This is a genomic window from Nocardioides caricicola (assembly GCF_039541135.1).
Classification (GTDB): Bacteria; Actinomycetota; Actinomycetes; order Propionibacteriales; family Nocardioidaceae; genus Nocardioides; species Nocardioides caricicola.
In genome coordinates this window covers 334029-345087 of sequence record NZ_BAABFQ010000005.1, presented here as the reverse complement: position 1 = coordinate 345087, position 11059 = coordinate 334029, and the positions used below count along the sequence as shown (strand labels likewise).

At 69.8% G+C, this 11059-nt stretch carries 10 protein-coding genes and 1 tRNA gene; 7 read left to right on the top strand and 4 right to left on the bottom strand.

Going from position 1 to position 11059, the window contains the following annotated elements:
• Positions 1 to 3 precede the first annotated feature (3 nt).
• From ABD875_RS10040 to ABD875_RS10015, 6 genes are all read left to right on the top strand, one after another.
• Positions 4 to 429, top strand: a complete 426-nt coding sequence (locus tag ABD875_RS10040; protein WP_345174253.1) for a molybdenum cofactor biosynthesis protein MoaE — start codon at positions 4 to 6, stop codon at positions 427 to 429.
• 46 nt (positions 430 to 475) lie between these two features.
• Positions 476 to 724: a hypothetical protein gene (locus tag ABD875_RS10035; protein ID WP_345174245.1), complete on the top strand. Its 249-nt coding sequence runs from the start codon at positions 476 to 478 to the stop codon at positions 722 to 724.
• A gap of 24 nt (positions 725 to 748) precedes the next feature.
• Complete coding sequence (locus ABD875_RS10030; protein WP_345174235.1) at positions 749 to 1813, top strand: YlbL family protein; 1065 nt, start codon at positions 749 to 751, stop codon at positions 1811 to 1813.
• On the top strand, positions 1810 to 2388 hold the full coding sequence (locus ABD875_RS10025; RefSeq protein WP_345174227.1) for a PPA1309 family protein: 579 nt from the start codon (positions 1810 to 1812) through the stop codon (positions 2386 to 2388). The genes ABD875_RS10030 and ABD875_RS10025 overlap by 4 nt, the downstream gene beginning before the upstream one ends.
• Positions 2385 to 5456 (top strand): UPF0182 family membrane protein, encoded by a 3072-nt coding sequence (locus ABD875_RS10020; protein ID WP_345174220.1) that lies wholly within the window; start codon positions 2385 to 2387, stop codon positions 5454 to 5456. Before ABD875_RS10025 ends, ABD875_RS10020 begins: the two co-directional genes overlap by 4 nt.
• Positions 5457 to 5507: 51 nt before the next feature.
• Positions 5508 to 5581, top strand: a tRNA-Met gene (locus tag ABD875_RS10015).
• Between the two features lie 205 nt (positions 5582 to 5786).
• Here ABD875_RS10015 and ABD875_RS10010 read toward each other — a convergent pair.
• Complete coding sequence (locus ABD875_RS10010; protein WP_345174212.1) at positions 5787 to 6722, bottom strand: YVTN family beta-propeller repeat protein; 936 nt, start codon at positions 6720 to 6722, stop codon at positions 5787 to 5789.
• Positions 6723 to 7203: 481 nt separating this feature from the next.
• On the opposite strand from ABD875_RS10010, the gene ABD875_RS10005 reads away from it, so the two are divergent.
• A complete protein-coding gene (locus tag ABD875_RS10005) occupies positions 7204 to 7539 on the top strand; it encodes a class I SAM-dependent methyltransferase (protein ID WP_345174203.1) in 336 nt (111 codons plus the stop codon).
• Positions 7540 to 7791: 252 nt separating this feature from the next.
• Here the strand turns inward: ABD875_RS10005 and ABD875_RS10000 are convergent, their stop codons facing one another.
• The 3 genes from ABD875_RS10000 to ABD875_RS09990 form a co-directional block, all read right to left on the bottom strand.
• Positions 7792 to 8631, bottom strand: a complete 840-nt coding sequence (locus ABD875_RS10000) for an ATP-binding cassette domain-containing protein (protein WP_345174197.1) — start codon at positions 8629 to 8631, stop codon at positions 7792 to 7794.
• 101 nt (positions 8632 to 8732) lie between these two features.
• On the bottom strand, positions 8733 to 9965 hold the full coding sequence (locus ABD875_RS09995) for an ABC transporter permease (protein WP_345174190.1): 1233 nt from the start codon (positions 9963 to 9965) through the stop codon (positions 8733 to 8735).
• Positions 9902 to 11023 (bottom strand): ABC transporter permease, encoded by a 1122-nt coding sequence (locus ABD875_RS09990; protein ID WP_245604520.1) that lies wholly within the window; start codon positions 11021 to 11023, stop codon positions 9902 to 9904. Before ABD875_RS09990 ends, ABD875_RS09995 begins: the two co-directional genes overlap by 64 nt.
• Positions 11024 to 11059 lie beyond the last annotated feature (36 nt).

Below are 11059 nucleotides of genomic sequence, written 5' to 3'. Positions count from 1 at the left end.
GGCGTGACCTCCGCCGTACGACTCGTGGACCTACGAGACACGCCGCTCGACGTCAGCGAGGTCGTCGCCGCCCTCGACGACGACGCCTCGGGCGGCCTGACGCTGTTCGTCGGGCGGGTGCGCGACCACGACGGCGGCAAGGGCGTCGACGGCCTCGACTACTCCGCCCATCCGACGGCGCTGGACCGGATGCGGGAGATCTGCGAGCAGGTCGCCGCGACGTACGACGTGCACGGGATCGCGGCCGTCCACCGGGTCGGCACCCTGGCGATCGGCGACATCGCCGTGATCGTCGCGACCACCACCGCGCATCGTGGTGAGGCGTTCGACGCGTCGCGCGCGCTGATCGACACCCTCAAGGCCGAGGTGCCGATCTGGAAGCACCAGCGCTTCGCCGACGGCTCCGAGGAGTGGGTCGGCACCCCCTGAGGCGAGCCTCCCCGGAGCCGGGCCGCGGCGCGCCTAGCCTGGGGCCGTGGAGATCCTGCTCTGGCTCGTGCCGTCGGTCGTCGTCACGGTGCTGGCGATGCTCTGGGTCGGCTGGCTGGGACGGGAGGGCCGCGGTGAGGTCGAGCGCGACGTCGCGGTACGCCGCCTCGCGTCCGCCCTCGAGCCGGACACCCGCCGGCGTCGCCGCCGGCCGGCGCCCGGGTACGCCGTGACCAAGCCGGACCCCGACCGCTCCACCGGTATCGCCGTACGGCCCTCCCGGCGAGCGTCCTAGGACTGATCTGACACTCTTGGCGCCATGACGCAGCGGACCGTGGCCGGGGTGCTGGCCGTCCCGTTGCTCATCGGGCTGTGGCTGGCCGCCGCCCTGCACCCGCTCCCGTACGTCACCTACGAGCCCGGTCTGACCCTCGACGTCCTCGGCACCAACGACCAGGGCGACGAGATCATCGAGGTGTCCGGCCACGACGTCTACCGCGACGACGGCCAGCTCCGGATGACCACGGTCTACGTGTCCCAGCCGCTGCCGAAGGGCTCCAACAACCTCTTCGAGCTGATGTACGACTGGGTCAGCGACGAGGACGCCGTCTACCCGTACGACGCTGTCTACCGCGAGGACGAGACCGTCGAGCAGAACCGCGAGGAGGGCGCGGCGGAGATGACGTCCTCCCAGGACGCCGCCACCGCCGCCGCGCTGGAGGAGCTCGGGTACGACGTCACCCACCCGGCCGTCGTGGGCGTCGTCGCGGACGCGCCGGCCGACGGCGAGCTCGAGAACGGCGACGTGATCTTGGAGGTCGACGACACCGAGGTCGCCGACACCGCGGCGGTGGCCGAGGCCGTGGCCGCGGCCCCGGAGGGCGAGCCCGTCGACTTCCTGGTGCTGCGCGACGACCAGCGCATCGAGGTCCCGGTGACCCCCGAGGTCGCCGACGGCCGGCCGCAGGTCGGCATCCAGCTCGGCACCGTGGTGACCCCGGACCTCCCGGTCGACGTCACCATCAACATCGACCAGGGCATCGGCGGCCCGAGCGCCGGGCTGATGTTCTCCCTCGGCATCTACGACACGCTCACGCCCGGGTCCCTGACGGGCGGTCAGGTCGTCGCCGGTACGGGGACCCTCGACGCCACCGGCACCGTGGGCCCGATCGGCGGCATCCAGCAGAAGATCGTCGGCGCCCGCGACGCCGGAGCCCAGCTGTTCCTCGTCCCGCCCGACAACTGCGACCAGGCCGTGCTCGCGCCCAACGACGACATGCGGCTGGTCCGGGCGCCCACCATGCACAGCGCCCGCGAGTCGATCGAGGCGTGGGTCGACGACCACGACGCCGACCTCCCGAGCTGCGAGAAGGGCGACGCATGAGCGACTTCGACGAGATCCTCGACGTGGACCCGGCGCTGGCCGCTGCCGTCCTCGAGATCGAGGGCCACGTCGCCGCCGAGGGCTGGGACCGGCCGGCGCGCCTCTACGCGCTCGTGGACACCGCCCAGCTCGTCCGCCGCGAGCCCGCGCTCGCCTCTGCGATGGGCCTCGACGCCGCCTCCGCGCAGGGCTCGCTCACCCCGGTCGAGCAGGACCAGCTCGCTCCGGACCAGCCGCTCGAGGTCGTGCTCGAGTCGATCGTGTGGCCCGAGGACGTCGCCGGCTGCGCCGCCGTGGTCGAGCGACTGGTGCTGCCGCCGGACGCCGACGCGCACATCCCGGAGGACCAGGCGGCCGCCGAGGAGTTCGCCCGCGAGCACCCGGACCGCCAGGAGGTCCGCATCGTCGCGGGCGCAACCCGCGCGGGCGCAACCTACTGTGCCCTACGTTTGCGGTCACACGACGACGACCAGTCCGTCGTAGGTGGGGGCGACCTCGTGCCGGCCCTGCTGCAGCTGCTGCGTGCGACGTTGGAAGAGCCCGGAGCCGGGCACGAGAGGGAGAACGAGGAATGAGCGAGCTGTTCGACCAGGAGTCGCGGGACAACCAACCCCCGCCCCGGTCCGGGTCGCGGCGCTCCCGCGCGCTGATCATCACCGCGGTCGTGCTGGTGATCGGGTTCCTGTTCCTGAGCACCTTCGCCGGGCTCTACACCGACCGCCTCTGGTACAAGGACGGCGGCTACGCCGAGGTCTTCAGCACCCTGGTGTGGACCAAGACGCTGCTGTTCGCGGTCTTCGGCGCCGTGATGGCGATCGTCGTCGGCGTCAACATCTACCTGGCCTACCGCTTCCGCCCGTTCTTCCGTCCGAACTCGCCCGAGCAGAACGGGCTGGACCGCTACCGCGAGGCGATCTCGCCGATCCGCACCTGGCTGCTCATCGGCATCTCGCTGGTGCTGGGCGCGTTCGCCGGCAGCTCCGCGATCGGGCAGTGGCGCTCCTACCTGCTGTGGCGCAACGGCGTGCCGTTCGGCAGCGAGGACGAGTGGTTCAACAAGGACATCGGCTTCTACGTCTTCGACCTGCCGTGGCTGCACTTCCTCGTCGACTTCACGATGGCCGTGCTCGTCGTCGCGCTGCTGGCATCGGCGCTGGTGCACTACCTGTACGGCGGTATCCGGCTGCAGACCGCCCGCGACCGGCTCTCCGGCGCGGCGCAGGTGCAGCTCTCGGTGCTGCTCGGCCTGTTCGTGCTGGCGAAGGCGGCCGACTACTGGCTGGACCGCTTCGACCTGGTCACCCAGGGCGGACCGTTGTTCACCGGCATGGGCTACACCGACCACAACGCGGTGCTGCCCGCCAAGAACATCCTGCTCGGCATCTCGGTGATCTGCGCGATCCTCTTCTTCGTCAACGTGTGGCGCCGTACCTGGCTGCTGCCGTCGGTCGGCCTCGCGCTGCTCGCGGTGTCGGCGATCCTGCTCGGCCTGATCTGGCCGGGAATCGTGCAGCAGTTCCAGGTCAAGCCGTCGGAGGCGGACAAGGAGCAGCAGTACATCGCCGCGAACATCGACGCGACCCGCATGGCGTACGACATCGAGGACGTCGAGGTGCAGCAGTACACCAAGCGCGCGGTCGCCTCGAGCGACGAGCTCGCCTCGCTGGTCGCCGAGACGAGGTCGGTGCCGCTGGTCGACCCGCAGCTGGTGCGGGAGACGTTCGAGCAGAACCAGCAGGTGCTCGCGTACTACTCCGTCGCCAACGTGCTCGACGTCGACCGCTACGAGGTCGACGGCGTCGACCGCGCCCTCGTGCTCGGCGTCCGCGAGCTCAACCAGGACGACATCAGCGAGGGCAACAAGAACTGGAACAACCTGCACACGGTCTACACCCACGGCAACGGCATCATCGCGGCCTACGCGAACCAGCGCCCGGCCGACGACGGCCCGGAGCAGACCGACACCCAGTGGGCCCAGGGACTGCAGAGCGCCGACCAGAACTCGCTGACCGAGCTCGGCACCGGGCCGTACCAGACCCAGGTCTACTTCGGTGAGCAGAGCCCCGAGTACTCCGTCGTCGGCAAGGAGCCGGGCGGCACGGACGTCGAGCTGGACCTGCGCACCACCGAGCCCACGGGGGAGACCGACACCGAGGGTGAGAGCGACGGTGAGACCGAGGGCGAGACCGGCGACAGCGAGGCGGAGACCTTCACGACGTACGAGGGCGAGGGCGGCGTCCCGGTCGGCAGCTTCTTCAACAAGCTGATGTACGCCGTGAAGTTCGGCGAGCCGAACTTCCTGCTCGCGGACCGCGTGAACTCCAACAGCGAGGTCATCTACAACCGCCACCCGCGCGAGCGGGTCGAGAAGGTCGCGCCCTGGCTGACCATCGACGACGACGCCTACCCCGCGATCGTGGACGGCAAGATCGTCTGGATCCTCGACGGCTACACCACCACCGACCGGTTCCCGAGTGCGGAGAAGGAGTCGTTCGACGACATGACCGACGACTCCCTCCAGGCCAACACCGGCCTGGCGACGCTGCCGACCGACGAGATCAACTACATGCGCAACGCGGTGAAGGCGACCGTCGACGCGTACGACGGCACGGTGACGCTCTACGAGTGGGACGAGGAGGACCCGATCCTCCAGGCGTGGAGCAGCGCGTTCCCCGGGACCGTGCAGCCGAAGTCGGCGATCTCCGACGACCTCATGGCGCACCTGCGCTACCCCGAGGACATGTTCAAGGTGCAGCGCTACCAGTACGCGCGCTACCACGTGACCGACCCGGTGGACTTCTACAACGGCAACAACCGGTGGCAGGTCCCCGAGGACCCGAACTCGCCCGACCACCTGCAACCGCCGTACCGGATGTTCGTGAACCAGGGTGGTGGGACCGGCGCCGCCGTCGACGACGTGTGGTCGCTGACCTCGAACTTCGTGCCGTACTCCAAGAACAACCTGGCGGCCTTCGTGTCCGTCTCCTCCGACGCCACCGACGAGGAGAACTACGGCAAGATCAACGTCCTCCAGCTCGCCGACACCGACACCCCTGCCCAGGGGCCGGGCCTCATCGCGAACGAGTTCGCCGGTGACCCGGACGTCCGCGCGGCGCTGCTGCCGTTCCAGACCGGCGGCAACCCGCCGCTGTACGGCAACCTGCTGACGCTTCCCGTCGACGACGGCCTGATCTACATCGAGCCGATCTACGCCGCGCGCGCCGGCACCACCGGTGGCTACCCGATCCTGCAGTACGTGCTGGTGTCCTACGGCGGCAACGTCGGCATCGGCGCCACGTTGACCGAGGCCCTCGGCGACGCCCTCGGGGCCAGCCCGTTCACCCCGGGCACCGAGGAGCCGGGCGGCGAGGACCCCGGCACCGAGGAGCCGGGCGACGGCGAGCAGGTCCCGGTCCCGGACCAGATCCGCGACCTGCTGCTCGAGGCCCAAGCGGCGTTCAATGACGCCGACGAGGCCCAGCGCGCGGGCGACACCGTCGAGTGGGCCAGGTTGATGGAAGAGGGGAAGGCCAAGGTCGCCGAGGCCGTCCGGCTCTCCGGCACGCTGCCGGAGAACCAGGACCCGTCGGGCGGCGCCAGCGACGAACCGACCCCCTCGGAGTCGGCCGACCCCGAGTCCTGACCCCCCGGATTTGGCCCGCCCGACCCCGCCCGGTAGGGTTGGTCTCACCGACGCGGGGTGGAGCAGCTCGGTAGCTCGCTGGGCTCATAACCCAGAGGTCGCAGGTTCAAATCCTGCCCCCGCTACTGAAAAGTGGCCTCTGACCTGCAGAAACGCAGGTCAGAGGCCACTCGTATTTTGAACCGTTTCCGCTTATGTCGCGGATTGATGACCCAAAAACTCGGCGGATGCTGGCCCAGCGTGGCGAACTGCGCGGTGATGGCTGGCGATGTCCACCCCGATGCCTGGGTCTGAGTCAGCCGCACTGAGGCGGCGTCGCCTTCCAGAGGATCAGTGACCGTCCTGGTGGCCGTCTCCGTGATCGGTTTCGATCTCGTCGGCGGGCACTTCGGGATCCGTGGAAAGGTCGAGCGTGACGCTGCCGTCTTCGGCGTCGTTCGGGAGCGGGGAGAAGCTCACGCCGTTGGGCTTGTCTCCGACGGGGATTCGGGCCACGACCTCGAGTTTCTGGAGGTCCAGGACGGCGACGTCGTCGCCGTAGATGTTGGTGACGTAGGCGTGCTGGCTCGAGGGGTCGACGACGACGCCGTGGGAGCCCTGTCCGGTCTCGACGGTTGCGGTCACGGTGAACGTCTTGATGTCGATCACCGAGACGGCGGTCCCGGGCGAGTCTTCGGTGCCCTGGTTGGCGACGAGGAGGTAGCGGTTGTCGCCGCTGACATAGGTCTGGATGGGGCCGTCTCCGACTGCGACCGTGCCGACCAGCTTGCGCGACGTCATGTCGACCTTGGCGACGGCGTCCTCGCCGTTCAGGGAGGCGTAGACGAACCGGCCGTCGGGGGAGAAGGCGACTTGCGCGGGGGCCTTCCCGACTTCGACGTCTGTGACCAGCTGGTTGGTCCGGGTGTCGATGACGCTGAGCGTGGTGTCGGCGACGTTCGCCACGACAAGCCAGCGGCCGTCCGGGCTGGGTCGGAGGCCGTGCGGGCCCTGGCCCACCTTGATGGTGTCGATGGCCTTCATGGTGGACGCGTCGATGACGGAGACGGTGTCGTCCGCGCCGTTCGTGGTGTACGCGGTTGCCCCGTCCGGGGAGACCACGACATGGGCTGGTGCCGAGCCGGTCGGGACCACACCGTGCAGGTCCAAGCTCCCCGCGGACAGCATCGCGGCGTATCCGTCGTGGCCACTCACCGTCCACACCGACGCACCGTCGGGAGACACCTGCACGTTGTGCGGCCCTTTGACGCCGGCGACGGTGGTCACGACCCGGTTGGTGGCGGCGTCGATTGCCGTGAGCGAGTCGCCGCCCTCGTTGGCGATCCAGACGGTGCCCTCCACCATGCCGCGGTGGCCGGCGAGAGCGGCCGCCGTCGAGCCCTCGTCGGCGCGGTCGTCATAGCCGTTGAGCGCCGCCAGGCCACCCGCGGCGGCAAGCACGGCCAACGCACCGGCGGAGAGAGCAACGACGCGCATCCGCCGGCTCCACCCGTGCCGATCCTTCGGGAGCTGCGCAGAAGCCGCATCGGGACCGGTGCCGGATGTTGAGCTCATGGGCGAACCTTTCGTATAGACGACGTCGGCCCGGTGGGGACCGCGCCATCACCCTCGCCGCTTGACCCAGACGGATCGCCGGTGGTTTCGATGAAGAACCGATGAAGGCCGATCACATGACTGGACAGTGGTCGAGCCGCATAGTCAGATCGAGGTGGGAGGCCGCCCGCGTGCATGAAGGAAGGACTCCACGGTGAACCTGATCCATCGCGTCTACTGCCGATCCCGGATCTGGCGCGCCCAGGTGAGAGCGCTGCTGCCATGGGCGTTGGACGGCATCTCCCTCGAGCGAGCGTCCGTCCTGGAGCTCGGGCCGGGCCCGGGACTGACCACAGACTGGCTGGTGCAGCAGGTGGGATCGCTGACGTGCCTGGATTACGACGCAGCCGATGCCACGGCGCTCGCACGAAGACACCCGGGGGTGGACGTGCGACATGGTGACCCGACGGCGCTTCCATTGGCGTCAGGCTCGTTCGACGCGGTGGTCTGCTTCACGATGCTGCATCACCTGCCCACGGCGGCGGCGTAGGATCGCCTGTACGCCGAAGCCGGCCGGGTCCTGCGCCCGAACGGCAGGTTGGCGGGCTCGGACAGCCGGTGGGGTCCGCTGTTCGCGCTGGCACACATCGGCGACACCTGCACCTTGGTCGACCCGGAGGAACTGCCGGCACGGCTGAAGGCTGCCGGGTTCGGTCTCGTCGAGACCGACACGCGACGGGACGCGTTCCGGTTCCGGGCGCAAGTCCGCTGATGACGACTGCCGACCCTGCGGCAGCACGGCCTAGGTGGACGCTGGCCGTGGGGTGAATCGCTCGGGCTTGGTGACAAATTCCCGTCGGCAGGCGTCAGAGCAGAACCACCACTGCTCGCCGCGCCAGCTCGCGTGGGGTCCGTTCGGCTCGACCTGCATGCGGCAGACGGGATCGACGGCAAGCGCGGCGACGTGGCGGAACTGCCCGTCCTCCAACCAGAGCACGCGGTCGGCGATCTCTCGGAGTCGATCGTCGTGGCTCACGATGACGATCGAGCGGCTGTCCTCGTCAGCGAGCTGGCGCAGCAGCCGGGCGAGGTCTCGGCCGCGAGAGGCGTCGAGGTTGGCGGTGGGTTCGTCCGCGAGCAGAACGGGTGGGTCATTGGCGAGCGCGCGTGCGACTGCGACGCGCTGTTGTTCGCCGCCGGACATCTGGGAGGGCCGCGCCGCTGCCCGGTGGGCAAGGCCGACGCGCTCGAGCAGCTGGGTGGCGCGGTGGCGGGCGGCGGATCCGGTGGTGCCGGCGAGATTGGCGGCAACTGCGATGTTCTCGGTGGCCGTGAGTGCGTCCAAGAGGGCGTAGTCCTGGAAGATGAACCCGAAGGTGCGCGACCGCAGCACAGGGAGCTCCTTCTCACGCGCCGCGGCGATGTCCACGTCGACGCCATCACGGCTGGTGACGGTGATGGAGCCTGCGCTCGGACGCAGCAGTGCGCCGAGCATCAGCAGCAAGGTGGTCTTGCCCGATCCGGACGGCCCCATCACGAGGAGCACTTCCCCGGCGGCGAGGTCGAGGTCGACTGCTCGCACGGCATCCACGGCGGTCTCGCCCGCCCCGTACGTCTTCGTGAGCCCTCGAACGGTCAGCACCCCGGACCTGGTCGATTCACCGTGGGGCCTGTTGTTGCCCGGTGACCGGAGCACTGGGTCGGGGACCGAGGCATTGCCGGAGGTGGTGGGGGCGTTGGTATTCATCGTGTCTCCCGGAAGGCGGTTGCCGCGTCGAGCGCGGCAATGCGGCGCAGCGGCCACAGGGCGGCGATGAGGCCGACCAGGAGCGCTGTGGTGGTGGTCTGTGCGACGGCGGCGGTGGTGATGGAGATCTGGACCGCTGGAGCGGCGAGTGGCAGCAACCACGCCAGCCCCAGCGCGGCTGTGGTGGCGACGGTGGAGGCGAGTACGACGGTGAGCAGCACCTGCATCGCCACCGCTGCCGCGAGCCGAGGTGTGCGGACGCCGAGAGCCTTGAGGACGGCGAAGTCCCGCAGCCTGTTCAAGGTGGCCGTCATCAGTCCCAGGGCGATGACGGCGAGCGCGATGACGAGCCCGATGGAGGACATCAGCCGGAGCAGGTCAGCGCTCATATCGGTGACGATGCGGGCTTCGGAGTCGGCGAACTGCTCGCGGGTCTGGGCCGTGACGCCACCGACTTCGGCCTCGATCCGGTCCGTGACCGCTTCTGGGTCGGCGCCTGGGTCCAGCCCGGTGAGGACGTACGAAACGCGGTCGTCGTGGATCCGGCCGAACTCGCTGAGCTCGACGAAGACGGTGGTGTTGGTGATGCTGCTGCCGCCGGTGGAGAAGCCGACAGCGCGCAGGGACGTGCCCATGACCGTGAACTGGTCGCCGACCTGGACTCCGAGCTGTTTGGCTGCCTGCTCGTCCAGGACGGCCTCGCCGGCGGCCGGTGTGCGGCCGGCCACGAGGCGTGTGGGGCCGCCCCGGCGGGTGCGGGTGTCGTAGCCGATGAGGTAGGACAGCTGCCGGCCCTGTGGTCCGGCTACCGAGCCGGAGGCGAACGCGATCGGTGCGGCCCAGGCAACTCCCGGTATGTCGGCGACGCGCTCGGGGGTGTCCGCGGGGAGCGTCGAGGCGGACATGTGCATGGTGCGGACCCCGGCCTGGGAGACGAACACGTCGGCCGGGGAGGTGCGGATGTAGTAGGTGACGCGGTCGACGGCCCCGGCGAAGATGCCGCCGAGGACGAGGACCAGTAGCAGGGAGGCGGCCACGCCGAGGACGGTCAGCGTGGCGCGGCGGCGGTCGGCGAACAGGAAGCGGCGCCCCACGGGCACGGCTCCTGTCGCGAGGGCGCGTCGTGGGTGATCGGATCGCGGCGGAGTTGGTTGCGTGATGGTGGTCATCGTCCGCTCCGGAATGCGGAAGCTGCGTCGAGCCGGTTGAGTCGGCGTGCCGGTAGCCATGCGGCGAGTAGTGCCATCGTGACCGCTGCGGCGGCGGTCTGGGCGATGGTGCCGGAGGTGAGCAGCACCGGGAATGCGGGTCGCCACCAGGCGAGGACTTCCCGGGTGATGATCAGCAGGACGATCGCGGCCAGTGTGCCGAGCACCGTCAGTGCCACGGTCTCGGTCACCGCGATTCGGCGAAGCCGGCCGGGCGTGGCGCCGAGGGCCTTGAGGACGCCCAGGTCCCGCTGTTGTTCGGTGACTCGGGTGTAGGCCACGAGCGCGACGATCAGGGTGCCGGCTGCGAAGGCCACGCCCACCATGAGCCGTACCGGCGAGCCGTAGATGTCGGTCGCCAGTCGCAGGGACGCCTCCCGCAGTTCGGCAGGAGTGCGCACGGTGTACCCCTCGTCACGCAGCTGCGCTGCTACGGCATCGGGGTCCGCGGTCGTGACCAGCACCGCTCCGGTGGTGCCGGTAGCCCGCAGCATCTGGTCCATCCCGGCCGTGGTGGTGAACAGCAGCGGGGTCATGAACAGTGCGGTGTCGTCGGTGAGGCCGACCACCCGCATCGGGTGTCCGAGAATGGGCAGCCGATCGCCGATGGCGAAGTCGTGTTGTTCGGCCCACAAAGCATCGATGGCCACCTCGTCGGGGGCTTCGGGGGCACGGCCATCGGTGAAGGCCCAGGGGCCACCGAGCCCGCTGCCGGGTTCGTAGGCGACCGCGGCCACGGCAGCCTTGCCGTGCGACAGCTCGAGGATCTGATACATGCCGCGCAGCGGCGCGGCTCGTGTCACGCCAGGGGCCTGGGCGATGGCGTCCACGGCCGGCGCCGGCAGAGCGCCGGGGTCGGCGAAGAGGTTGCGCGTTCCGGCCGGGACGACGACCAGGTCGGCACCGAGGTGGTCGTCGTAGGTGGTGACGCGGTCCTGGACGCCGACCCAGAGTCCGGCCAGCAGCAGCATGAGCATCAGGGCGAGCCCGATCCCGGCGGCTCCGGCGGCGGTGCGGAACGGATGCGTCGTGAGAAACCGGCGGGTGACCGGGACCGAGGCTTCAACCCTGGCCTTCATGTGGCTCACTTCCGTTTGCCGAGCGTGGCTCGACGT

What these genes read in the sequence shown, in the direction of transcription:
- ABD875_RS10030 (WP_345174235.1), top strand. Translation starts at nt 749, where the DNA reads ATGACGCAGCGGACCGTGGCCGGGGTGCTGGCCGTCCCGTTGCTCATC.
- ABD875_RS10025 (WP_345174227.1), top strand. Translation starts at nt 1,810, where the DNA reads ATGAGCGACTTCGACGAGATCCTCGACGTGGACCCGGCGCTGGCCGCT.
- ABD875_RS10020 (WP_345174220.1), top strand. Translation starts at nt 2,385, where the DNA reads ATGAGCGAGCTGTTCGACCAGGAGTCGCGGGACAACCAACCCCCGCCC.
- ABD875_RS09995 (WP_345174190.1), bottom strand. Translation starts at nt 9,965, where the DNA reads ATGGCTACCGGCACGCCGACTCAACCGGCTCGACGCAGCTTCCGCATT.
- ABD875_RS09990 (WP_245604520.1), bottom strand. Translation starts at nt 11,023, where the DNA reads ATGAAGGCCAGGGTTGAAGCCTCGGTCCCGGTCACCCGCCGGTTTCTC.